The organism is Cryobacterium sp. CAN_C2 (genome assembly GCF_015751745.1).
In the GTDB taxonomy this organism is placed as follows: Bacteria; Actinomycetota; Actinomycetes; order Actinomycetales; family Microbacteriaceae; genus Cryobacterium.
Genome location: NZ_JADOUX010000002.1, coordinates 173,214 through 197,414, shown reverse-complemented (window position 1 = coordinate 197,414; position 24,201 = coordinate 173,214). Strand labels below are relative to the sequence as shown.

The following is a 24,201-nucleotide window of genomic DNA, read 5'->3' as shown; positions in this document are numbered from 1 at the left end:
CCATGTACGCAGCACTCTGGCGTGTTCTCCCCGGACCCATCTGGGTGCGCATCATTCTCGTGCTGATCCTGATGGCGGCCGTACTCGCCGTACTGGCCAGCTGGGTCTACCCGTGGATCGATGGCATTCTCAACAGCCAGGAAGCGACGGTCAGCGGCCCGTGACCCGTATTCTCGTTATCGACAACTACGACAGCTTTGTCTACACCCTCAACGGGTACCTGATGGAACTCGGCGCGGACACCGACGTCGTGCGCAATGACTCGTTCGAAAAAACGGATGCGCCCGCCCGCATCGCGGACTACGACGGCGTCCTGGTCTCCCCGGGTCCGGGCAAGCCGTCAGATGCCGGTGTCTCCATTGCCGTTGTCGAGGCGGCACTCGCCGGCCACCTACCCCTGTTCGGCGTGTGCCTGGGGCACCAGGCCATCGCTGAGGCCTTTGGGGCCACGGTGACCAATGCCGAAGAACTCATGCACGGCAAGACGTCGCTCATCACCCACGATGGCAGCGACTTCTACGACGGTGTACCGCAACCGTTCACGGCCACCCGATATCACTCACTCGCCGTCGTCGCGTCGACCGTTCCAACTGACCTCATCGTGACGTCGCGCACGCAGGGCGGCGTCATCATGGGGCTGCGGCACGCATCCGCTCCCATTCTCGGTGTGCAGTTTCACCCGGAGTCGGTGCTGACCGAGGGCGGCTACCGCATGCTCGGCAACTGGCTGGCCCTGACTGGCCTGACGGGTGCACAGGAGACCGCGAAGACCTTGCACCCTCTGCTGCGGCTCACCTAACACCTCCGGGCGCAGGTCCGACGTTCCACGCATCGGGCCCGGAAAGTGGAACGGAAGGCTAGGAGCCGGCGCAGTAGGTGAGGGTGATCTCGGAGCGCTGCGGCACGTCGCCGGGCGCGAGCGACTGGGCCCTGATCGGGGAACCGGACTTCTGGGCGCAGGTGTAGTCCGCCTTGGAAACGGGCGCGAGGCTCTCACTGCTGACCAGGTCGATCGCGGCGATAAGGGATTGGCCGGTGAGGTCCCCCAGGGTGACGAGACCGCTCGACACCACGTAGTTGACGGTGACTCCGGTGAACTCGGAGGCTGCTGCCGCCGGATCGGTGCGCATGACGACATCGACCGCCACGGTCGGAGAGTTCTCGGCAGTGACCGACCCGGAAACGAAACCGAGCGTTTCGATCGCGGCCTGGGCATCCGCTATGGGCTGATTGGTGACATCGGGAACCACGACGGGCACCGGACCGGTCGACACGAAGACCTTGATCACGTCGGAGGGATTGACGATGGTCTCGGCCGGAGGGTCGGTGCGAATGACCTGGTCAGCCGGCACGGTTGTGCTCGACTCTTCGGCACGCGTGGCCGCGAGATCCAGGTCGAGGAGCGTGTTTTGGGCCTCGTCATAGGTCTGGCCGGTGAGCGCGGGCACCTGGCGGGAGCTGTCGGGCAGTTCCACCGAGGGTTGCAGGTTCGCGACCCAGATCATGACCGCCACCACGATGACGACGACGCAGACGATGCCGGCCCAGACCCAGATCACCGGGGGGCGCCGCTGCGTGCGCACCATCGTCTGATCCTCGGAGAGCTGTTTGAGCGCGAGGGCCGACCCGGTTATGGCCGTGGGCGCAGCTCCGAATAGGCCGGCTCCGACTTCTTCGCCGGCTCGGTGGATGGGCATCTGGCCGGATCCGGCGGTCTCGACATCATTTCGAAACTCGACGGCGCTCTGGTACCGGGCAAACCGATCCTTGGCCAGGGCGTGCAGCACGACGGAGTCGAGGGCCGGCGACACTTTGGGGTTGAGCGCGGATGGCTTGACCGGCGTTTCGCTGACATGCTGGTAGGCAACGGCGACGGGCGTGTCGCCGCGAAACGGCGGGCGCCCGGTGAGCATTTCGAACAGGACGACACCGGTCGAGTACAGGTCGGTGCGCGCATCGACGGATTCGCCCTTGGCCTGCTCGGGGGAGAAATAGGCGGCTGTGCCCAGAATTGCCGTGGTCTGGGCGACGGTCGTGGCCGAGTCGGAGATGGCACGGGCGATGCCGAAGTCCATCACCTTCACTTGGCCGGACTTCGTGATCATGATATTGCCGGGCTTGATGTCGCGGTGTACGACGCCGGCCCGGTGTGAATATTCAAGGGCGGTCAGAACCCCGTCGATGATGCGCACGGCCTCGGCGGCCTCGATCGGGCCTTCGCGAATAATGTCCTTGAGTAGCCGGCCGTCGACGTGTTCCATGACGATGAACGGAATCTGCGAGTCGTGGCCGGCCTCGTCGGTGGCGGTCTCTTCGCCGGCATCGAACACCCGCACGATCGTCGGGTGGGCCATGCGCGCGGCGGCCTGCGCCTCCTGGCGGAAGCGGGTACGAAACGCCGGGTCGGCCGCGAGGGTCGACTTCAGCAGTTTGATCGCTACCGTCCGGCCGAGCCGGGAATCGGTGCCGATGTGCACGTCGGACATGCCGCCACGGCCGAGCAGGGCACCGACGCGATAGCGACCCGCGATCAAACGGCCAGAGTCAGGCACGAACGCACTCCCCCACAATCAGACACCGTGTTCGGGTTGGACACAGTGAGAGCTACATTACCGCACGGCATTGTTGAGCTACCCGACAACGGCGGCAGGCGTAACCACGACGGTGTCCGACGACGGTGAGAAATCCGAGGTGACCTGGCCGCAGAAGTAGCTGAACTTCACCGTGAAGTCAGCGTTCCCGGCCGTGACGGTCGTCTTCAGGACGGCCGCCGAGGTGAGGCCATCGGCGGCCACGGTTGCGCCGCCACCCTCCGCAACGACCTTGTAGCCGGACAGCGTCTGGCCTGTGGGACACGTTTGCGCGCTCCAGGAAACGGTGACCGTGCCGTCTTCAGCCACCGTGGCCGGCGTCGCGGTCGGCGCCGACGTTGGCGTACTCGGCGTCGCAACCGGTCCATAAACGGTGAGGGTCACCGTCGCACCGGCCGGAACCGGGCCGGTGGGGTTGACCCGGTAGACCTTGTCGACGTTGTCGCTGGTCTCGGCCGCATTGCCCGTGACAATGTCAGAGACAAAGCCCATCTCGACGAGCTTTGCGGCCGCCTCGGCACTGGGCCGTCCGGTGAAGTCGGCGGGGTTGACTGACGCGTTGGTGGGGGTCGGTGACGGTGTCGGGCTTGGCGTTGGCGTTGAAGTTGGTGATGGAGTCGGCGTGGCCGACGGGGTCGCCGAGGTCTGTACCGGTGCCGGGGTGTCGTTATTCCGGGCGAATAGGGCGATGAGCGTGCCGGTCAGTCCGATCACGAGCAGGGCGACGAGCACGATGAGCGGCCAGGTCCACTTGCTGCGTTTCTCCCTCTCCCGCTCAGCAGCGGATGCCCGTGTGATCGGGGCGCCGGTGGCCGGGAGGATGGTCGTGGCCTGGTCAGAGCCCGCACCGGGCATGAGCATGGTGGCGCTGGTGGCCGTGAGACCCCCCAGAACCGACGGCACGGCCACGGCAGCGGCGGCCACGTCACCGCGACGCAGGGCGGATGCCGCGCGCGCCAGGTGGGCTGCCGACGCCGGCCGGTCGGCCGGGTTCTTGGCCAGGCAGGCGAAGACCAGGTTGCGCACCGGCTCAGACACGGTCACCGGCAGGTCGGGCGCGATCTCGTTGATCTGCGCCATCGCGATGGCGACCTGCGACTCGCCCGTGAACGGACGGCGGCCGGCGAGGGACTCGTACGCGACGATGCCGATGGAATAGATGTCGGTGGTCGGTGACGCCGGATGGCCGCTGGCCTGTTCGGGCGAGAGGTATTGCACGGTGCCCATGACCTGGCCGGTCGCGGTGAGCGGCACCTGGTCGGCGATGCGGGCGATACCGAAGTCCGTGATCTTGACCCGGCCCTCGGGCGTGATCAGCAGGTTGCCGGGCTTGATGTCGCGGTGCACGAGACCGGCGGCGTGGGCGGCGTGCAGCGCGGCTGAGGTCTGCGCGACAATGTCGAGCACCTTGTCGGTCGGCAGCACGTGCTCGCGCTCGAGAATGGTCGACAGGGCTTCGCCGGGAACGAGTTCCATGACCAGGAAGGCGCTGCCGTCTTCTTCGCCGTAGTCGAAAACATTCGCGATGCCCTCGTGGTTGACGAGTGCGGCATGACGGGCTTCGGCGCGGAAACGCTCGAGAAAGCCGGGGTCGCCGAGGTACTCGTCCTTCAAAATTTTGATGGCGACGCTTCGTCCGATGACGAGGTCGGTGGACTTCCACACCTCGCCCATGCCGCCAATCGCAATGCGCGACTGCAGCTCGTATCGTCCCCCGAAGGTGAGCCCTGCTGTGGGTCTCATTTGTTCAGCACCGCCTCTAGTACTTTCTGTGCGACAGGTGCGGCAAGAAGGTTGCCGAACCCGGTTTGTCCCATTCCCCCGCCGTTCTCCACGAGAACGGTAATGGCATACTGCGGATCGTTCGCCGGTGCGAAACCGGTGAACCACAAAGTGAATGGATCGGTTGACCCGTTCTGCGCCGTGCCGGTTTTTCCCGCCACGTCAACCCCGTCTATTCTTGCATTGCTTGCCGCGCCATCCTGAACGCCGTTGATCATCATCCCGGTGAGTGTCGCGGCTGTTTCCGCGCTCATCACTCGCCCGAGTTCGACCGGTTTGAAGGTTTCGATGGCGCTGAGGTTGGGTGCGAGAATCTCCTGCACCAGGTTGGGCGCCATGACGACGCCGCCGTTGGCGATGGCACCGCTGACCATGGCCATCTGCAGGGGAGTCACCCGAACGTCGAACTGGCCGAACGCCGACTGTGCGGTCTGCGGATCGTCGAGCCCGCGCGGGTACGTGCTCTTGGTGACGTTTATCGGAATGCCGTAGTTACTGTTGAAGCCGAATTTCTCGGCGGTTTCCCGAATGGCCGTGTCGCCGAGTTCGACGCCGAGTTCAGCGAACGGGATGTTGCAGGACAGTCGCAGTGCGGTGGCGAGGGTGACCGTTTCGCCGGCGCCGCAGGTTCCTCGGCTGGAGTTTTCGATTTGGCTGGTCGTGCCGGGTGCCGTGTAGACGGCCACGTTGGGAAAAGAGCTCTCCGGGGTGTACTTGCCCGACTCGAGTGCCGCCGTGGTGACGACGAGCTTGAACACCGATCCGGGAGGGTTGAGCGCATTAAGCGCCCGGTTGATCAACGGGTCGTTCTGGTCGGCCAGGAGGCCGTCGTAGCTCGCGGTGACCTCGGCGTTGTTGTGTACCGTGAGCAGATTCGGGTTGAAGCTCGGCTTGGACACCATGGCCAGGATGCGCCCGGTCGCCGGCTCGGTGACAACCACCGATCCGGTGAAGTCGCCGAGGGCATCCCAGGCGGCCTGCTGGGCGACCGGGTCGATGGTCACCTCGACGGCGGCACCCTTCGGGTCCTGACCGGTGACGAGGGCGCTGATCTTGTCGAAGAACTGCGAGTTGGAGTTGCCCGTGAGCTCGGCATTGAGGGCGAATTCAAGGCCGGTCGGTTCACCATTGTTCGGGAAGTACCCGGTGATCGGCGCATAGAGATCGGGGTTGGTGTAGGTGCGCAGAAACTTGAAGTCGTCGTCGGCCGGCATCGACTGCGCGATCGGCTCGCCGGCGACGAGGATGGCTCCACGCTCGACCTGGTAGCTGTCGAACAGCGTGCGGGTGTTGCGCGGGTCGGCCGACAGGTTGTCGGCCTGGAATGCCTGCACGATCGAGGTGGAGCTGAGCAGGGCGACGAACATCAGCATCACGACGATGCTGACGCGCTTGAGTTCGCGGTTCACTAGACCACCAGCCTGGGTTGATTGCGCACGGTGTCGGAGAGCCGCAGCAGCAGGGCCGCGATGATCCAGTTGGCCACGAGCGAGGAACCGCCGGCGGCCAGGAACGGGGTGGTCAGGCCGGTGAGGGGGATGACCCGGGTGACGCCGCCGATGACGATGAAACACTGCAGGGCTACGACGAAGGCGAGGCCGACGGCGAGGAGCTTGCCGAAGTCATCCTGGCCGGCGAAGCCGATGCGGAAGCCGCGGGCCACGAACAACAAGTACAGGGCCAGGATGGCGAAGATGCCGGCGAGCCCGAGCTCCTCGCCAAGGCTCGCGATGATGTAGTCGCTCTGCGGAACCGGGGTGAGTTCCGGGCGTCCCTGGCCCCAGCCGGTGCCGAGCAGACCGCCCTTGGCCAGCCCGAACAGGCCCTGCACCAACTGGAAGCTGCCTCCGCGCGCTTCGTAGACATCCGGATTCAATGCGTCGAGCCAGTTGGTGAAACGGCCGTTGACGTAGTCGAGGGTCTGGCTGGCCAGCAGGGCGCCGCCGAGGAACAGGCCCATGCCCATGATGACCCAGCTGAGGCGGCCGGTGGCGAGGTAGAGCATGACCAGGAACAGGCCGAAGTAGAGCAGGGCGGTGCCGAGGTCGCGCTGAAAGATGATGACCGACATTGACAGGGCCCAGACCACGAGGATCGGGCCCAGGTCGCGAAAGCGGGGGAAGCGCGCGCCGAGGAACTTCTTACCGACCATGGAGAGACTGTCGCGGTTGCGCACGAGGTAGCCGGCGAAGAACACGGCGAGGGCGATTTTGGCGATCTCACCGGGCTGGAAGGTACCGAAACTACCCACCCCGATCCAGACCCGGGCGCCGCTGATCTCCCGGCCCAGGCCGGGAACGAGCGGTAGAAAGAGCAAAATCACACCGACGAGGCCGGCGATGTAGGTGTAGCGAAACAGCACGCGGTGGTTACGGATGACCACGAGCACGACGATGGCGCTGAAAATGGCCAGGGCGCTCCACACTGTTTGGCGCACGGCGGCGCTGTCCCACCCGCCCTGCTGGTCTGCGATATCGATGCGGTAGATCATGGCGATGCCGACGCCGTTGAGTACGGTGGCGATGGGCAAAATGAACGGGTCGGCGTCTCGGGCGACGAACCGCAGCACGACGTGCAGGCTGATCACCAGAACCGACAGCCCAGTGCCGAGCAGCACGAGGGTCGGGTCGAGTTCGCCGAGGGCGCCCAGTTGCACGAGTACGACCGCGCTCGCGTTGATGAAGCAGGCGATCAGCAGCAGGAACAGTTCGAGGTTACGCAGTTTCTGCGGCAGGTGCAGGCGACGCACCGGCTCGGTGGCCGGCGACTGGCGTGCCTTCTGAGCGGATGCCCTACTCAACGATCGCACCCTTCAGTCGCTCGAGAATAGCCATGGCGTCTGCGAGGGAGCCGGCGCTGATCGTCTGTTCCACCTGCTGGCGGTCGTAGACGCGCAGATCAGAGAGGTTGAGATCGGTGTCTTCGTAGACGCTGGAGAGTTTGATCGGGCCGATGTCCTGCTGAACGCCCTGGTAGATGGCGACGGTGGAACCGTCGACACCCACGAAGTAGCGGGTCTGGGTCCACTGGTAGCCCAGGATCGTGGTCGAGACGATGCTCAGCACCAGCAGAATGACACCGACCAGCCAGGTGGCCTTGCGGCGGCGCGCGCGGCGGGCATCCTCCTCGATCAGTTCGGAGAGGTAATCCTGGGAATCGGGCTCGAAGTGGGTTTCACGCACCGGGTGCAGGCGCAGGGCCGGGATGCGCAGGGCGCGGTTGCGGCCGGGTTCCTCACCGAAGGCGAGCGGATTCGCGGCGGAACCAACGATGACCGGGCTGTCGGTGCGGGCGATATTTTCGCCGATGTCAACGATGACCACGGTGACGTTGTCGGGGGCGCCGCCGTCGAGGCTTTCCTTGACCAGCAGATCGGCGACGTCCTGCGCACTCGCACCGCTCGCGAGGGCGGAGGCCATGGCGGTGTGCGAGACGACGCCGGTGAGACCGTCGGAGCAGAGCAACCAGCGGTCGCCGGCGATCGTGGCCAGAATGGAGGTGTCGATTTCGGGGCTCGCCTCGACGTCGCCGAGCACGCGCATGAGCACCGAGCGGCGCGGGTGCACCATGGCTTCGGCCTCGGTGATGCGCCCGCTGTCGACCAGACGCTGCACGAAGGTGTGGTCGATGGTGATCTGGGAGAGTTCGCTGTCGCGGAGCAGGTAGATGCGCGAGTCGCCGATATGGGCGATCGCGACCTCGTTCTCGAGTACGACGAGGGCGCTGACGGTCGTGCCCATGCCGGTCAGTTCGGCGTGTTCGAACACCGTCTCGGCCAACTGGGCGTTGGCGCCGATGAGAGCGGCCTGCAGGGCGAATTCGGCGTCCTGGGCGCTCGCATAGGGCTTGTCGGCCTCGATGATGCGTTTCGTCGCGATCGACGACGCGACGTCGCCGCCGGCGTGGCCGCCCATGCCGTCGGCGACGACAAACAGGGTGCGCCCGGCGTAACCGGAGTCCTGATTGTTGGAGCGAATCTTGCCGACGTGAGACGCGGCTGCGCTGTGACTGACCGTCGCCATCACCTACCGCCGAAGCTCGAAGCTGGTGGCGCCGATCTTCACGGTGGCGTTCAGGGGGATTTTCGTCGGCACGGTGACGCGGGAGCCGGCCAAAAAGGTGCCGTTGGTGGAATCCAGGTCCTGCAGCATCCACTCGTCGTTCCAGAGCATGAGGCGAGCGTGGTGCGTGGAGGTGTAATCATCGCGGATGACCAGGCTGGAATCGCTCGAGCGTCCGATCGTGATGGTTTCAGTGCTGAGCGGAAACTCGGTGCCGGCCTTCGGGCCGCTCGTGATGACCAGGCGGGTGGTGTTCTGGCTCGTAGCCATTCCAGCGTGGGCGGCCGGGCTGGCGCGCGCGACCGGCGCCGTGAAGGCCTCGGCGGCCGCCGCCGGGATGGGAGCCGGGGCGGCCGCGAACGCGGCGGCGGGGAGGGGCGCGGCGGCGGCATCCGCTTTCATCTTGCGCACGCGTTGGCCGAACAGGTCGCTGCGCAGGGCGTAGACGATACCGAAGATGAACATCCAGAGCAGGAGGAGAAAGCCAATGCGCAGCACCAGCAGGGTCAATTCGCTGACGTTCATGCGTTGGGCCCCCAGAATCCGCCCATGTCGTGGCGTTCGGTGGCCGGGTCGACCGGCGCCGCGGCACGCGGGGCCGCGCGGGAGTCCTGTGAGGCCTGGGCGAGCACGTGGAACACGATGCGGGTGCGGCCGATGGTGACAACCGAGTCTGGCTCGAGGATGGCCTGGGTGACCGGGGCGCCGTTGAGCTGCGAGCCGTTGGTCGAGCCGAGGTCGCGCACCTGGGCGCGGGCGCCGTCCCAGAGAATTTCAACGTGGCGGCGCGAGGTGCCGGTGTCGTCAACGGTGATGTCGGCGTCGGAGCCGCGACCAATCACGGTGCGGGCCTTGACGAGCTTGTGCCGGGTGCCGTTGATGTCGAGCACCGGAGTCCAGGCGACGGCGCCTGTGACCGAGCTGGAGTCGATCTGCACCATGCCCTCACTGAGGCTGCGGTCGTCTTTCAGTGTGATCGTGATGCCGCCGGTGAACTGGTAACGCTGCTCGGTGCCGTGTTTTTGCACCAGGGCGGTGAGCTCGTCGATGAGGGTGATGCCGAGCGCGCTCATGCGAACGTAGTCGGTGTGGGACATGCGCACGGTGAAGCGATTGGGCGCGAGTATGCGATCCCGCGCTACTACAGCGGCCTTAGTGTCAAGCTCACGACGCAGCGCGGAGGTGATTTCCACCGGCTGCAAGCCTGATCGAAAGGTCTTGGCGAACGCTCCGTTGACGGCGCGCTCCAATCCCTTTTCAAAGTTATCCAGTATGCCCACAGGTCTCCCGATCCGGTCCGTTTGGCTATGAGCATGTTACTTGTCTCGGGTGACAACCCACATTGAGGGCGCAAACGGCACGAACAGTCATACTACCCGCGGAGGGTCAAAGACCGAATTCGGCGCCCATTATGGGCATTCCACGGGACTTTTTTGGGATGAGTACTGCCCGCGCGCCGGCCGAGGGCGGCATCCGCTGTCGGCGCGCCAACTACCGGTGAACGCGCCAGTTATAGGTGGCGCGGCCACCGGTAGCGGGCGCGCTCACGCCGGATACGGCCCGCCCGGCCGCCCGACGCCTCGTCGAATGGCGCTGACCCCCCTCACAGTGTTAGCATTCCTAAGTTCGCGCGAGTGGCGGAATTGGCAGACGCGCTGGCTTCAGGTGCCAGTGTTCGAAAGGACGTAGGGGTTCAAGTCCCCTCTCGCGCACTGCGGATTGCAAGCGGTTAGCCGCACAATCCATGCGAACAATTGGGGCCTTCGAGAAATCGGAGGCCCTGTGTCACTCATGGGCCGAGCCCGGAGCACTGACTCGCACGACCGACTTGCCGGTGGCGCGGCCTTCGCTCTGCCGGAGGTGGCCCTCGATCGCCTGGTTCCAGTGGAGAATGTTCGGTCGAGGTATGACCAGACCGTGCGCGGTCAGGTCGAGCGCCTTGGTGATGAGCATCAGCGTTGCGGCCGCGTTGGAGCGGCTCAGGCTAAGGATGCTGAAGCCGATGATGGCGTTGTTCCGTGATCGGAGTGCGCTCAGTGGTGGGGAGGCCGGGTCGGCGTCACCTGCTGCGGCCCCGTAGGTGACGAGCCGCCCGCCCGGCGCCAGGTGCAGCAGTGCCTCCGCAGCGACGTCGCCGCCGACTGACTCAAAGATGACATCGAAGGGGCCGCCGGCCACGGCCGCCGCCTCGTCAAAGAACCGGATGCTGCGCTCCACGGCAACCACACCGGCACCGACGCTCTTGGCGGTCGAACCCAGGCCGCCCACGATGATGCGCGGGTCGTGGCCGGACAGCACAACCGTGAGGGCTCCTCCCACGCCACCGGCAACGCTTGTGATCAGAATCGATTCGGCCGGTGCCGCACAGGATCGCTGAACGAGACCGACCGCGGTGGCCCAGGTCAGTGGAATCGTCGTTGCGGCGGCCAGGTCAATGCCGTCGGGCACGAGCGCGGTGAGCGCCGCGTCGGCGACGGCCCGTTCGGCGAGTCCGCCGCCAGTGGGAGTGAAACTGAGAACCGAGTCACCCACCGCGAATGCAGTGACGTCATCTCCGAGTCTGACGACGCGACCGGCGACTTCCATGCCGGGCACGAAGGGCCACCCGGTCGAATACCCGGCCACGCCGCGACGCGCGAGCACATCGGTGAAGTTGAGTCCGGCGTACTCCACCTCGATCAGGAGTTGGCCGGGACCGGGGGTGGGTTCAGCGCGCTCGGCGAACCGAACGACATCGGCGCCTCCCGGTTGGGTTATCTCCAGTACCTTCATGACCGAATCCTATATTGATGAGAACAGGCGCGGTCCGGGCGGGAAATGTGACCCACCGCGTCCTTGATCGACACCCGGGCGGGGCGGGCCAGTAGCCTTTTGTGGACGCTGCGGGACTTCGCCCGGGCGAGAACGGATCACGATGACGACGGGTGCCTCTCGGCGCAGGGCCTTCTGGCTGCGTACGCTGCGGCCGGTGTGGATTGTGCCGATCCTGCTCATTGCGCTGGCCCTCGTTGTTCTCGCGGCGAACGGGATTCGCGCCCTTCCCTGGGTCGAGTCCTTCAGTCGTAGTTACCCCGGCGTCTCGACCCATCCGACCGCCACCCCGATCGGAATACCGGCCTGGCTGGCCTGGCAACACGGGCTCAACGCCTTCTTTATTCTGTTTGTCATTCGCACCGGATGGCAGGTGCGCACCTCCAAACGCCCGACCATTTTCTGGACGCGCAGGAACGCCGGGCTGTACCGCACCAGGAATCCCCCGATTCGCATCACCCTCGACCTGTGGCAACACATCGTTTTCGACACCCTCTGGGTCGTCAACGGCGTCGTGTTTTACGTTTTGCTGTTCGCGACCGGTCAATGGCTACGACTCGTACCCACCAGCTGGGATGTTTTTCCCAATGCGGCGTCGGCCGGCCTGCAGTATGCCTCGCTCAACTGGCCGACCGACACCGGCTGGGTGTACTACAACGCGCTGCAGTTGCTCAGCTACTTCGTGGTCGTCTTCATAGCGGCACCGATCGCGCTCGTGACCGGCCTGCGCCTGTCACCGGGTCTGTCCGCACGGTTTCGGCGGCTCGACCACGTCTTTCCGCTGCCCGTGGCGCGCACGCTGCACTGTGCGCTGCTGATCTTTTTCGTGGCGTTCATCGTCGTGCACGTGACTCTCGTGCTCACGACCGGCGCCCGAGCCAACCTCAACCACATGTATGCGGCACGCAATGACGACGGCTGGACCGGGGTGTGGATTTTCGTCGGCTCGATCCTGTTCACGGCCGCTATCTGGGTGGGGGCACGTCCGCTCGTCGTTCGCGCCATTGCGGCTCGCAGCGGACGCATCATTCACACCAAGCGCTAAACGCCCGGTGGGGCCGCACTCGTCGCCGCGAGAACGTCTCGGCTGAGCAGGGCCGCCCCGGCGACCGCTGCGGGCATGACGATGACGGCCGCGCCCGGAATGAGGAAGAGCACGTAGGTGAGCACACCGAAACCGAGGCTGCGGGATCGACGTGCGCGCAGCATCCGTCGTCGCTGGGTGAGGGTGAAACCGCGCGCATCGAAGGCGAAGCCGGTGAGTTCGAGGGTGAGGATCCAGCCGCCCAACAGCGCCCCGAGAACGAGCGCGATCAGCTGTCCGAGCCCGGGAACCAGGCCGCAGAGCAGCACTACGATCGCGACCAGCACGGCGAGGCTGACCAGCCGCAGGGCGTCGGCCACGGAATGCAGAATGCCGCGCAGCAGGCCGCGCTGTGCTTCGACGGGCGCGTCGCCGAGGTTGGTCTCGACCGCGCGCCAGATGCGCTCGTAGAAAGGATCGCCGACCAGCAGCGTCACCGCCACAAAGGTGTACGCCAATAAGAGGAGGCCGGCGGCCGCGACCGCCGCGCCGGCCACGACCCGCACACTCGTGCGCCACGGCTCGCCCCAGCCGCTCGCGAACGGACTGATCGTGACGACGATCGACTCGAGGTTGACGAGGAGCACCACGATGCCGGCGACATAGACACTGCCGACGATGAGGGCCGGTAGGGCACCGAGCAGCATGAGGCGCGGCGAGGTGATCCACATTCTGAGGCCGTGAACAAGAATGCCGGCCCCGGCGAAGAACTCGCGGGTGGCGGTGGGGTTGGCAGTCGAGTCGGGCGGCACCCCCAAACCCTAACCCGCTCGCGTGAACGCGGCCACGGCTCCCCGAGAAGTCGGTGACCCGTGTCGTTCAGGCCATCTGCGGAAAACCGAGGTCGATCTGTGAGCTGGCCGGGTCGGGCCAGCGGGTGGTGACGACCTTGGCGCGGGTGTAAAAACGGATGCTGTCGGGCCCGTACATATGCGCGTCGCCGAAGAGCGAGTTCTTCCAGCCGCCGAACGAGAATGACCCGACCGGCACCGGAATCGGCACGTTGATGCCGACCATGCCGGCCTCGATCTCGAACTCGAACTGCCGGGCGGCCCCGCCGTCGCGGGTGAACAGGGCGACACCGTTGCCGAATTCGTGCTCGTTGACGAGCTTCACGGCCTCGTCGAAGGTGTCCACGCGCACGACCGAGAGCACCGGGCCGAAGATTTCGTCGTCGTAGACCTTCATACCGGGGATGACGTGGTCGATCAGGCTGACGCCGAGAAAGAAGCCGTCGCTGTCGAAGTTCTGCGCCCGGCCGTCGACGACCATCGTGGCGCCGGCTGCCTGGGCTCCGGCCAGGTAGGACGCGACCCGATCGCGGTGTTCGCCGGTGATGAGTGGGCCCATCTGCGAGGTCGGATCGGTGCCGGGACCGACGATGAGCGTTTTCATGCGCTTCTCGATCGCAGCGACGAGGTCGTCGGCGATGCCGCCGACGGCCACGAGCACGCTCACAGCCATGCAGCGCTCCCCGGCGGATCCGTAGGCGGCGTTGATCGCGGCATCCGCTGCCATATCAAGGTCAGCATCGGGCAGTACCACCATGTGGTTTTTGGCGCCGCCGAGCGCCTGCACCCGCTTGCCGTTCGCGGCCGCCCGGTTGTAGATGGACTTCGCGATCGGGGTGGACCCGACGAAGCTGATCGCCTTCACCTCGGGGTTGTCGAGCAGCTCGTCGACGGCCTCCTTGTCGCCCTGAACCACGTTGAGCACGCCGGCGGGCAGTCCGGCCTCGGTGAAGATTTCGGCGATGAAGATGGCCGACGACGGGTCCTTCTCGCTCGGCTTGAGCAGCACGGTGTTGCCGCAGGCGAGGGCGCTGCCAATCATCCACAGCGGCACCATGGCCGGAAAGTTGAAGGGGGTGACGCAGGCGACGACGCCGACGCTCTGGCGCACCGAGTGCACGTCGATGCCGTGGGAGACCTGCTGCGAGAAATCGCCCTTGAGCATGTGGGCGAGGCCGGTGGCGAATTCGATGTTCTCAAGCCCGCGGGTGATCTCGCCGGCCGCGTCGGAGAGTACCTTGCCGTGCTCGCTGGTGAGGATCGCGGCGAGCTCATTCGTGCGCTCCGCGAGCAGTTCGCGCACCTTGAAGAAGATGGCCGTGCGCTTGGCCAGGCTGCTGGCCCGCCACTCGGGAAGGGCGGCCGCGGCTGATTCGATGGCGTCGATCACGACCGCGCGGGATGCCAGTACGACCTGTTTCTCCTGCACGCCGGTAGCCGGATCGAACACGGGGCCGAATCGTTCGGCCGACTCGACGCGCTGGCCGTTGATGTAGTGGGGAATTGTTTGCATGGAAGTGCTCTTTCTGATGGTTGAGCGGGTTCAGGCGTGCGACTGCAGGGTGCCGTCGACGAGTTTGACGATCATGGAGCAGTCCTTGCCGCCCTCGCCCTCGTCGATCAGCCGCTGGAACAGCCCGGCGACGTGCTCGCCGATTTCCAGCGGGGTGTTGGTCGCCCGGGCCGCGGCGATGGCCAGGCCGATATCTTTGCTCGCGAGCGCGGTGGTGAAGGTCGGGGCGAAATCCCGGTTGGCCGCGGCCGTCTCGACGACATCCTTGACCGGATACCAGGTGCGCAGCGCCCAGCTGTCGCCCGATGAAACGGATGCGATATTCCAGAACACCCGCTTGTCCAGTCCCAGCCGCTCGGCCAGAACGGCGCCCTCGGCGGTCGCGGCGAGGTTGATGAACAGCATCAGGTTGTTGCAGATCTTTGCCGCCTGGCCGGTCGTGGCGCCACCGGTCGGAATGATGTTCGCGGCCATCGGCTGGATATACGCGGTGGCGGTGGTGACGGCATCCGCTTCACCGCCGATCATGAAGGTGAGGGTGCCGGCCGTGGCGCCGCTCATGCCTCCCGAGACAGGCGCGTCGACGAAGCGAAAGCCGGCTGCCGCTGCGGCATCGTGCAGGGCCTGGGCCGTGTCGATGTCGATCGTCGAGGAATCCACCAGCAGGGTGGTCGTGTCGGCGTGGGCCAGCACGCCCTCGTTACCAAAGTACACCGCACGGGCATGCTCGCCCCTGGGCAGCATCGTAAAGACCACGTCGGCACCAGCGACAGCGTCGGCAATGCTGAGGGCGGCAGTGACTCCGGCCGTGACGGCCGTGGCGACGGCATCCGGATTCAGATCGAACCCGCGCACCTCATGGCCGGCGGCCACCATATTTGCTGACATGGGTCCACCCATGTTGCCCAACCCGATCCATGCGACTACTGCCATGACGAAGCTCCTTTGCCTGTGTGCTGCTCCCAGCCTCGCAGCCGGATAGAGTGCAATCAAGGCAATATTTCACAGGGGGTATGTGCGCAGATGCACATTCTCGAAAGGACGGATCAGTGAGTTCACACCAGCTTCCGAGCCCGAATGACCTGCTCGTGCTGCTCACCGTGGCCAGGCTGGGCCGGTTCAATGCGGTCGCCGAGGCGCTCGGCACCACCCATACGACCATTTCGCGGCGCATCCTCTCGCTCGACCAGGAGCTGGGTGGCCGCACGCTCGAGCGCAGCCCGCACGGCTGGGAACTCACCGAGCTGGGTCGGCACGCCGTCGACGCGGCCGAAGCGATCGAAGACAGGCTCGGGGCCCTCACCACGGCGATCAGCCAGACCGACCCGCTGTCGGGGCTGTTGCGCATCAGCACGATCGACGGGTTCGGGGCCGAGATCGTGACGCCGGCGCTCGTGAAGCTGCAGCAGGGCCATCCGCTCATTAATATCGAAATGTTCAGCGCCACCCGCAAGGTGAGCCAGAATCGATCGGGCGTTGACCTCGAGATCGTGGCCGGGCGCAATGACGTCAACAATGCCCAGGCGATGTTTCTCACCAACTATTTCTTGCGGCTGTATGCCAGCCGCGAGTACCTGCGCAGCCGGGGTATACCCGAGTCCCTCGATGACATCCAGTCGCACAGTTTTGTCTCCTATGTCGAGAGCGCACTGCTCGTGACCGACCTCGGCTACCGGTCGTCGCAGTTACCGGAGCCCGCCACGACATTTCAGTCGACCAGCCTGTTCGCCCAACTGGAGGCGGTGCAGGCGGGCGCTGGAATCGGACTCCTGCCGAACTTTCTCGTGCACGATCGGCCGGAATTCGTTCCGGTGCTGCCCGACGACTTTCAGCGCCAGTTGCCGATCTGGGCGGTCGTGCGGGCCGAATCGTTGCGCTCTCCCGTGGTACGCGCCGCGATCGAGGCGATCACCCTCGAGATCGCGCATCGCCCGAATGCGTTCTCCGACTGATGCACCGCGTGAGTCTCGCAACCTGATCGGGCCGAAAGCGTGGCACGGCACGACAACGGCGGCCCGATAAGGAGATCGGGCCGCCGTTGCACGGGCTATCGGCGGGACGCCCCGCCGAGGTCGGAGACCTGGGCGGCATGATCCGCCGTAGCTGCGGCATCCGCTGCGGCATCCGCTGCGTCAATGTCGTGCAGTGACAGGCCGCGCGTTTCTTTGAGGGTCAGCACGACGAGGGCCGTCACAAGGCAGGCTGCCGCGAGGTAGATGGCCACCGGCACCGAGGAATCGAAGGTGGAGAGCAGGCTGACGGCGATGATCGGGGCGATCGAACCGGCGATGACCGAGGTGACCTGGTAGCCGAGCGAGACGCCGGAGTAGCGCATGCGGGTGGGGAACATTTCGGCCATGATGGCCGGCTGGCCGGCATACATCAGAGCGTGGAACAGCAGGCCCATCATGATCGCGATGATGATGATGAAATCGTTCGCGGTGTCCATCATGGGGAAGGCGAAGAAGCCCCAGGTGCCGGCCAGCACGGCGCCCGCGAAGTACACCGGGCGGCGCCCGACTCGATCGGAGAGACGGCCGACGAACGGAATGACAGTGAAGTGGAGGGCGTGGGCGACGAGCAGGAGCAGCAGAACGCGGGAGGTGTCCATCTCCACGATGATCTTCAGGTAGGTGATCGAGAAGACCACGACGAGGTAGTACAGAATGTTTTCGGCGAAACGCAATCCCATCGCGGTGAATACTCCGCGCGGGTAGCGACGGAAGACCTCGACGATGCCGTAACGCTTGTCGCCGGCGATGACCTCTTTTTGCGCCTTGAGAAAGATGGGGGCATCGCTGACCTTGGTGCGGATGTAGTAGCCGACGAGCACGATGACGGCGGAGAGCCAGAACGCGACGCGCCAGCCCCAGCTCAGGAAAGCCTCATCGGAGAGGGTGCTGGAGAGCACGAAGAGTACGGCGGTAGCGAGCAGGTTTCCACCGGGCACGGCGGCCTGGGGCCAGCTGGCCCAGAATCCGCGCGACTTCTCTGGGCTGTGCTCGGCGACGAGCAGCACGGCACCGCCCCATTCGCCGCCGACCGCGAAGCCCTGAATGAAGCGCAGGAGTACGAGGAGAACCGGTGCTAGGTAGCCGATCTGCTGGAATGTCGGCAGGCAGCCCATCAGGAATGTGGCGACGCCGACAAGTACGAGGCTGAACTGGAGCAGGCGTTTGCGACCGAATTTGTCACCGAAGTGTCCAAAAACGATGCCGCCGATGGGGCGAGCCAGGAACCCGACCGCATAGGTTGCGAACGCCGCGATGATGCCCTCGAGTTCGCTGCCCGCGTTCGGAAAGAACAGGGTGCCGAACACCAGGGTGGCCGCCGATGCGTAGAGAAAGAATTCGTACCATTCGACGACCGTGCCGGCCATGGAGGCCGCGACGACCTTCTTCAGGCCGGATGATTGCACGTCATTTCCCGTGTCGGATCTCTTCGTGCTCATGGGATTCCCCCTCGTGTCCTCATTGACACAACGTGCCTGGCAGTCGCGGCTCACATCGCAACTGCGCGCGGCGGCACATCGTCTGGCTGGTCTCAGCCTGTGGGCTGAGACCAAGACTGTCAAAGACCTTTCCCGCAGGGGGGCCGTGCAGAAATGCACATGCGGTCCTGGGACGTGACCGCGGCACGGGTATTCTCGAAGGACAACAGTGAGGTGGATCAACAGTGACGCATGCGCATCCGCTGCACGTCGACCTGGAAGTGGCCTGCCTGTGCTGCCTCGCGCCGCAGCCCTTTCACTTCACGTCGCTGAGCGACCAGGTGGTCTGCACGCTCTGCGTGCACCACCTCTCAGCCGAAAAGAGCGAGCGCCGCGACCTCGAGCATGTGCGGTTGTGGGCCGCGAGGTGGGCGGCCGCCGAAACCGCTCACCAGGGGTACATCACAGAGACGGATGCCTTACTCGTCGCCCGAGATACAGACCTGACCGCACTGCGCGACCAGGTCGTTGAGCTCAGTGCGCTCGTTGCCGGCCAGTTCTCGGCGGGGATCGACGGGGTGCGTGGCCTGCTGCAGAACAACCTGGTCAAGCGCGCCGAACGCAACACGGAGCTTGCCCACCGCCAGATCGATTGGGCGATGGCTGGCCTGTGGCGCATGGACGCGCTGCACCATGACGACCCGGCCCGGCCCACGAAGTGCTCCTGCGGCCGTACGGCCGGCACCTGCGCAGAGAGCGCCGCGATCGACTCGCTCCGGCAGGCGCTCCGCGACTGGGAGAAGAAGAACGTCGTGCTGCTGCAGGGCGGCCGACGGCACGGACTGCCCAGCGATCACCCTGCGGTGCTGGCCCAACGCATGCGCTGAAGGCCAGATGAGTGAGTCCTCATCGCCCAACACCCGCTCGGCATCGCTTCGGTGGCGCAAATGGATCCGCTACGCCAGCAAGCATCTGACGGGAATGTTCCCCACCCCTCCGCGGCAATGCGGTTGGGACTATGGGGTCAGCCAGGCTGCCGGGCCCCTCGCCGCCGGATCTGGCACAACCGGCTCCTCGGAATACCCCACAGACGATCCCTCATCGCCTCCGACCATCAGGACTCACTCAGCGAGGCGAGGCGACGCGCCAGGTACGGTGCGCTGCGGCTGGTGGGGTGGGCGGCCACGGTGGTGGGGGTGCCGGCCGCGACAATGCGACCGCCGTCGTCACCACCGGAGGGGCCGAGGTCGATCACCCAGTCGGCGGCGGCCACCACGTCCATTTCGTGTTCGACCACAACCACGGTATTGCCGGCGTCGACCAGGCGCCCGAGCTGCAGCATGAGCAGCTCGACATCGGCCGGGTGCAGCCCCGTTGTCGGCTCGTCGAGCAGGTACAGTGTGTGACCGCGGCGGGCGCGTTGCAGTTCGGTCGCGAGTTTAATGCGCTGCGCCTCCCCGCCGGAGAGTTCGGTGGCCGGCTGCCCCAGGCGCAGATACCCCAGGCCCACCTCGCGCAGGGTCTCGAGGCTGCGTGCCGCCACGGCCACGTCGGTGAGAAAGACCAGAGCGGCATCTACGGTGAGACCGAGCACGTCGGCGATGCTCTTGCCGCGGTAGGTCACCTCGAGAGTTTCGGGGTTGTAGCGCGATCCCCCGCAGTCGGGGCAGGGCGCGTAGCTGCCCGGCAGAAAGAGCAGTCCGACGGCCACGAATCCCTCACCGAGGCAGGTCTCGCAGCGGCCGCCGGCAACGTTGAACGAGAACCGTGAGGCGGTGAAGCCGCGGGCACGAGCCTCGTCGGTGGCGGCAAACGTGGCTCGCACGGCGTCGAACAGGCCGGTGTAGGTGGCGAGGTTGGAGCGCGGCGTGCGCCCGATCGGCTTTTGATCCACCTGCACCAGCCGATCGACGGCCTCGAGCCCGGTCACCGCGGCCACCGGCATCCGCTCGGCAAATTCGACGTCGGTGTCGGGGTCGCCGAGATCACGGAGGGGCGCGTCGTCGGGGTCGGGGTGCAGGTGCTGCCCGACCGCTTCAGCGAGTACCTGGCTGACCAGGGTTGACTTGCCCGAGCCGCTCACGCCGGTGACCGCCGTGAGCACGCCGAGTGGAATCTGCGCGTCGAGACCCTGTAGGTTGTGCCGACTGATATCGGTCAGGCCCAGCCAGCCGAGCGGATGTCGCAGCTCTGCCCGCGCCACCGGCTCGCGGTCATCCGCAAACAGATACTGCCGCGTCACGGAATCGCTCACTTCGGCCAGGCCGGCGGTCGGCCCGCTGTAGAGCACCTCACCGCCGCCCTCGCCGGCCCGGGGTCCGACGTCGACGACCCAGTCGGCGCGCCCGACGACGTCCATATTGTGTTCGACCACGAAGACCGAATTGCCCGACAACTTGAGCTGTTCGAGCACGAGCAGCAGGGGCTCGGCGTCGGCCGGGTGCAGGCCGGCCGAGGGCTCGTCGAGCACGTAGATGACGCCGAACAGCCCCGAGCGCAGTTGCGTGGCGATGCGCAGCCGTTGCATCTCTCCCGGGGAGAGCGTGGGGGTCGACCGGCCGAGGGCCAGGTAGCCGAGGCCCAGCTCGAGCAGCACGTCGATGCGGCGCAGCAGGTCGCCGGCCAGGGTGACGGACACCTCCGACGAAGCCGGAGTGCCGCCGACTGCTGCGATCGGGCGCAGGATATCGGCCAGGGCCGTCATGGGCAGCGCATTAAGCGCGGCGATCGAGTGCCCGGCCACCGTGACGGCGAGGGCTTCGGGCTTCAGCCCGCTTCCGGCGCAGTCCGGGCAGGGGCCGGTGTCGACGTAGCGCAGTACCCGCTGCCGCACGTTCGGGCTCTTGCTGTCGGCGAGCGTGTGCAGCACGAAACTCTTGGCGCTCCAGAATCGGCCCTGGTAGGGCTTGGCGATGCGGTCGCGTTGCGGCACGACCTCCACCACCGGCTGCTCCTCGGTGAACAGAATCCAGTCGCGGTCGGCGCGGGACAGATCCTGCCAGGGCCGGTCGATGTCGTAACCGAGTACGGCGACGATGTCGCGCAGGTTCTTGCCCTGCCAGGCACCGGGCCAGGCGGCGATGGCGCCGTCGCGAATGCTCAGCGTGGCATCGAGCACCATCGACGCCTCGCTGACGGTGTGCGCCATGCCCAGGCCGTGGCAGCGCGGGCAGGCCCCCATCGCGGTGTTCGGCGAGAAGGAGTCGGATTCGAGGCGGCCGGCCGCATCCGCTGGATATATGCCGGCACGGGAATACATCATGCGTAGCGAGTTGGAGAGGGTCGTGACCGTGCCAACGCTCGAACGGGAACTGGGCGTTCCCCGGCGTTGCTGCAGGGCAACGGCCGGGGGCAGCCCGGTGATCTCGTCGACGTGCGGGGTGTGCCCCTGCGCAATCAGCCGGCGGGCGTAGGGCGCAACCGACTCGAAGAAGCGTCGCTGCGCCTCGGCGAAGATGGTGCCAAAGGCGAGGGATGACTTTCCGGAGCCCGAGACCCCGGTGAACGCGACGATGGCATCCCGGGGCACGTCGACGTTCACATCGCGCAGGTTGTTCTCGCGGGCGCCGCGCACCCGCACGAACGCGTCGGGGGCGAAAGTGGGCACAGCAGGGTCCGAAGGTTGCACAGTCATCCAAATAATCCTAGTTCGCTCCCCTGATTTTCGTTGGTCGAGTGTGTCGAGAGCACATTATGGTCTCGTCGAGCCAGACCAACGCGTGGCCGCGGGGGTCGAACTCAGTGGAAGGCGCTGACCCCGGTCAGATCGCGACCGATGAGCAGCGACTGGATGCTTTCGGTGCCCTCGTAGGTGTGGATCGATTCGATATCGGCGAGGTGTCGAATGACATGGTTCTCGAGCAGGATGCCGTTGCCGCCGAGCATGTCGCGCGCGATGGACGCGAGATTGCGTGCTGCACGGGTGTTGTGGAACTTGGCCAGGCTGGCCTGGATGGGGCGGAGCGTACCGGCCGCGTCGAGCCCGGCCAGGTGAATGCAGTGCAGCTGCATCGAGGTGAGCTCGGAGAGCATGAGCGTGAGGCGCTCCTGCACGATCTGGAATCCGGCGATCGGCTTGCCGAACTGCACCCGCTGCTGCGAGTAGTTAAGGGCGGCTTCAAACACTGCCGTCGCGTGGCCGAGCGCTGACCAGGCGACGCCGAGCCGGGTGGCGAACAAGACCTGGGCGGTGTCCTTGAAGGTGCGGGCGCCGGGCAGCACGGCATCGAGCGGCACGCGTACGTTGTCGAGGGTGATGCGAGCCTGGTGCACGGCGCGCAACGAGCCCTTGCCGAGCATCGTCTCGCCGTGGTAGCCGGGCAGGGACTGGTCGACCAGAAAGCCGCGTACGTTGCCGTCGTCGTCGCGGGCCCAGACCACGGTGACGTCGCCGACCGAGCCGTTGCCGATCCACTTCTTCTCGCCGTTGATGACCCATTCGTCGCCGTCGCGGTGCGCGGTGGTTTCCAGGCCCACCGAGTCCGATCCGTGGTCGGGTTCGGTCAGGGCGAAGGCACCGAGCTTCTCGGCGCGAGCCAGCGGAACCAGCCAGGTGGCTTTCTGCTCGTCGCTTCCGAACATGGCAATGCTGCGCAGGGCGAGTCCGCCCTGCACGGCCACCACGGTGCCCATTGAGCCGTCACCTCGGGAGATTTCCATGTTCACCAGGCCGGCGGCGAGCGGAGACATCGGGGTGAGCCCCGGACCCTCGACACCATCGGTGAGCAGGTCGAGCTCACCCAAGCGGCGTGCCAGGTGCAGAGGGTATTCGGCCTTGTCCCAGGCCTCGCTCAGTTCGTCGAGCGTCTCCACCGCAAAGGTGCGCGCTCGTGCCCAGAACGCCCGGTCGGCGGCTGGAACATTGGCGAACACTCCGTAGTAGTCGGTGTCCAGCGGCGCTGACACGTCGTAGTCGGGCGCGGCGGCCGGCCGGGCCGGTGCGGAAACGTCGTCAGTGGGCATCATGGCCTTTCTCGAACTGTGTGGGTGAATTCCCCTGCCACAGTTCTACCTGACACTCAGTCTCAGGTCAACTGAGACTGAGTGTCAATGTCGGAAGGTTGTTGGTCGAGTTCGTCGAGACACCCTCGTAGGTCGAGCTTGCGCCGGGGCATCCGCTTCGCGCGGGACTTCCGCCGATGCGCGGGTGGCGCGCCTCCCGCGAATTGGCGCAAGTCCAGCGAAGGTCGAGGAGGGGATCTGGGCACCCTGGCGCAGCTCCCGCGAAGCAGCGCAACCCCCGCGCGAACTCAGCTGAGACGACCAACCCGGCCACCCCAACCCGCTACAGCTGCGCGTCGCGCAACCGCTCCTGCACGGCTCGGGCGATCTCCTCCACCGAAGCGGACGCCGGAAACACCGCCACGATCAGGTCGGAGGCCCGGTCGTCCGCCACGGCCGCCGGTGATAACAGCCGGCGCACCTCGGCGAGCTCGGCCGCGAGCTCGGCTGGCCCGACTCCCGCGGCCCCGCGAATCAACCGACGCAACTCAAAGTTGTGGGTGGCCGTCACCGCCGCAGCAAAGCGGATGGCGGTGAGCGGGTTGATCTCGGGCAGCGCCCCCCGCAGGTACGCGGCAAAGACCTTCTCATACCGTGACACCATCACGGTTTCACGATCGCGCAGCACGACCGTCTGCCGCACGAGCAGGTCGCGCATGCGCACAACCTCGAGCCTCTCCCGAAAGCGTTCAAAAACGAGCGCAGCCGCCTCGCACACCGCGAGCCACGGGTCAGCATGCTCCTGCGCAAAATACCCCGAGATCTGCTCGAGCAGTTCGTCGTGGTCGGCGAAGATCACATCGTCTTTTGAACCGAACTGCCGAAAGAAGGTGCTGCGGGACACCCCGGCAGCTGCGGCGATGTCGGTCGCCGTTGTCGCCTCGTACCCGCCGCTCTGAAACAGCCGCACCGCGATATCGGCTACCTCAACGCGGGAGTGGGCATCCGCTGGGCGAAGGCCGGTGTCGTTCGGGGCGTGCGGCGTGGGCTCAGGCATAGTCTGCCGAAATTATCACGAAATCCCACGCGTTGCCCCGCGCACTCCGCGAGGCGGGCCGGTGCGCCGCGATGACAGCACGGCGCCTGAGGGCACAAGGTTTCCATAAGGCCCTCCTTGCACGCTTGCAGCATTCACTC

Annotated in this window: 20 protein-coding genes and 1 tRNA gene; 6 read left to right on the top strand and 15 right to left on the bottom strand. The window is 66.0% G+C overall.

Going from position 1 to position 24,201, the window contains the following annotated elements:
* Positions 1-2 precede the first annotated feature (2 nt).
* Entirely contained in the window at positions 3-164 is a 162-nt protein-coding gene (locus IWX77_RS02465) for a hypothetical protein (protein ID WP_196842919.1), read from the top strand.
* Entirely contained in the window at positions 161-799 is a 639-nt protein-coding gene (locus tag IWX77_RS02460; protein ID WP_196842918.1) for an anthranilate synthase component II, read from the top strand. Before IWX77_RS02465 ends, IWX77_RS02460 begins: the two co-directional genes overlap by 4 nt.
* Positions 800-857: 58 nt before the next feature.
* Here IWX77_RS02460 and pknB read toward each other — a convergent pair whose 3' ends face one another.
* The 7 genes from pknB to IWX77_RS02425 form a co-directional block, all read right to left on the bottom strand.
* Positions 858-2,552 carry a Stk1 family PASTA domain-containing Ser/Thr kinase gene (pknB, locus tag IWX77_RS02455; RefSeq protein ID WP_196842917.1) on the bottom strand — a complete coding sequence of 565 codons (1,695 nt, stop codon included), beginning with the start codon at positions 2,550-2,552 and terminating at the stop codon, positions 858-860.
* Between the two features lie 78 nt (positions 2,553-2,630).
* The gene (locus IWX77_RS02450; protein ID WP_196842916.1) at positions 2,631-4,334 is read right to left on the bottom strand and encodes a protein kinase domain-containing protein; all 1,704 of its coding nucleotides are present in this window, start codon (positions 4,332-4,334) and stop codon (positions 2,631-2,633) included.
* On the bottom strand, positions 4,331-5,782 hold the full coding sequence (locus IWX77_RS02445; protein ID WP_196842915.1) for a peptidoglycan D,D-transpeptidase FtsI family protein: 1,452 nt from the start codon (positions 5,780-5,782) through the stop codon (positions 4,331-4,333). Before IWX77_RS02445 ends, IWX77_RS02450 begins: the two co-directional genes overlap by 4 nt.
* Complete coding sequence (locus IWX77_RS02440; RefSeq protein WP_442784428.1) at positions 5,782-7,173, bottom strand: FtsW/RodA/SpoVE family cell cycle protein; 1,392 nt, start codon at positions 7,171-7,173, stop codon at positions 5,782-5,784. The genes IWX77_RS02445 and IWX77_RS02440 overlap by 1 nt, the downstream gene beginning before the upstream one ends.
* Entirely contained in the window at positions 7,166-8,395 is a 1,230-nt protein-coding gene (locus IWX77_RS02435) for a PP2C family protein-serine/threonine phosphatase (RefSeq protein ID WP_196842913.1), read from the bottom strand. Before IWX77_RS02435 ends, IWX77_RS02440 begins: the two co-directional genes overlap by 8 nt.
* Before the next feature lie 3 nt (positions 8,396-8,398).
* Positions 8,399-8,959, bottom strand: coding sequence for an FHA domain-containing protein FhaB/FipA (locus tag IWX77_RS02430; protein WP_196842912.1), 561 nt, complete (start codon positions 8,957-8,959; stop codon positions 8,399-8,401).
* Positions 8,956-9,714, bottom strand: a complete 759-nt coding sequence (locus IWX77_RS02425; protein WP_196842911.1) for an FhaA domain-containing protein — start codon at positions 9,712-9,714, stop codon at positions 8,956-8,958. The genes IWX77_RS02430 and IWX77_RS02425 overlap by 4 nt, the downstream gene beginning before the upstream one ends.
* 348 nt (positions 9,715-10,062) lie before the next feature.
* Here IWX77_RS02425 and IWX77_RS02420 point away from each other — a divergent pair.
* Positions 10,063-10,146 (top strand) — tRNA-Leu (locus IWX77_RS02420).
* A gap of 73 nt (positions 10,147-10,219) precedes the next feature.
* Here the strand turns inward: IWX77_RS02420 and IWX77_RS02415 are convergent.
* Positions 10,220-11,206, bottom strand: a complete 987-nt coding sequence (locus IWX77_RS02415; protein ID WP_196842910.1) for a quinone oxidoreductase family protein — start codon at positions 11,204-11,206, stop codon at positions 10,220-10,222.
* Between the two features lie 142 nt (positions 11,207-11,348).
* On the opposite strand from IWX77_RS02415, the gene IWX77_RS02410 reads away from it, so the two are divergent.
* On the top strand, positions 11,349-12,290 hold the full coding sequence (locus IWX77_RS02410) for a cytochrome b/b6 domain-containing protein (protein ID WP_196842909.1): 942 nt from the start codon (positions 11,349-11,351) through the stop codon (positions 12,288-12,290).
* Here IWX77_RS02410 and IWX77_RS02405 read toward each other — a convergent pair.
* The 3 genes from IWX77_RS02405 to mmsB form a co-directional block, all read right to left on the bottom strand.
* Positions 12,287-13,081: an EI24 domain-containing protein gene (locus IWX77_RS02405; RefSeq protein ID WP_196842908.1), complete on the bottom strand. Its 795-nt coding sequence runs from the start codon at positions 13,079-13,081 to the stop codon at positions 12,287-12,289. The two genes, IWX77_RS02410 and IWX77_RS02405, sit on opposite strands and share 4 nt — an antisense overlap.
* Before the next feature lie 67 nt (positions 13,082-13,148).
* Positions 13,149-14,633, bottom strand: a complete 1,485-nt coding sequence (locus IWX77_RS02400) for a CoA-acylating methylmalonate-semialdehyde dehydrogenase (protein WP_196842907.1) — start codon at positions 14,631-14,633, stop codon at positions 13,149-13,151.
* A 30-nt stretch (positions 14,634-14,663) separates the two neighbouring features.
* Positions 14,664-15,566, bottom strand: a complete 903-nt coding sequence (gene mmsB, locus IWX77_RS02395; RefSeq protein ID WP_196842906.1) for a 3-hydroxyisobutyrate dehydrogenase — start codon at positions 15,564-15,566, stop codon at positions 14,664-14,666.
* A 116-nt stretch (positions 15,567-15,682) separates the two neighbouring features.
* Between mmsB and IWX77_RS02390 the strand changes: the two genes are divergently transcribed.
* The gene (locus tag IWX77_RS02390) at positions 15,683-16,585 is read left to right on the top strand and encodes a LysR family transcriptional regulator (RefSeq protein ID WP_327012094.1); all 903 of its coding nucleotides are present in this window, start codon (positions 15,683-15,685) and stop codon (positions 16,583-16,585) included.
* A 95-nt stretch (positions 16,586-16,680) separates the two neighbouring features.
* Here IWX77_RS02390 and IWX77_RS02385 read toward each other — a convergent pair whose 3' ends face one another.
* Positions 16,681-18,084, bottom strand: coding sequence for an MFS transporter (locus IWX77_RS02385; RefSeq protein WP_196842904.1), 1,404 nt, complete (start codon positions 18,082-18,084; stop codon positions 16,681-16,683).
* A 224-nt stretch (positions 18,085-18,308) separates the two neighbouring features.
* Between IWX77_RS02385 and IWX77_RS02380 the strand changes: the two genes are divergently transcribed.
* Entirely contained in the window at positions 18,309-18,950 is a 642-nt protein-coding gene (locus IWX77_RS02380; protein ID WP_196842903.1) for a hypothetical protein, read from the top strand.
* Positions 18,951-19,177: 227 nt separating this feature from the next.
* On the opposite strand, the gene IWX77_RS02375 is transcribed toward IWX77_RS02380, so the two are convergent.
* The 3 genes from IWX77_RS02375 to IWX77_RS02365 all read right to left on the bottom strand — a co-directional run bounded on the left by IWX77_RS02375 (position 19,178) and on the right by IWX77_RS02365 (position 24,061).
* Positions 19,178-21,697, bottom strand: coding sequence for an excinuclease ABC subunit UvrA (locus IWX77_RS02375; RefSeq protein ID WP_196842902.1), 2,520 nt, complete (start codon positions 21,695-21,697; stop codon positions 19,178-19,180).
* Positions 21,698-21,801: 104 nt separating this feature from the next.
* Positions 21,802-23,028: an acyl-CoA dehydrogenase family protein gene (locus IWX77_RS02370; protein WP_297412988.1), complete on the bottom strand. Its 1,227-nt coding sequence runs from the start codon at positions 23,026-23,028 to the stop codon at positions 21,802-21,804.
* A 319-nt stretch (positions 23,029-23,347) separates the two neighbouring features.
* Entirely contained in the window at positions 23,348-24,061 is a 714-nt protein-coding gene (locus IWX77_RS02365) for a TetR/AcrR family transcriptional regulator (protein WP_196842901.1), read from the bottom strand.
* Between the last annotated feature and the right edge of the window lie 140 nt (positions 24,062-24,201).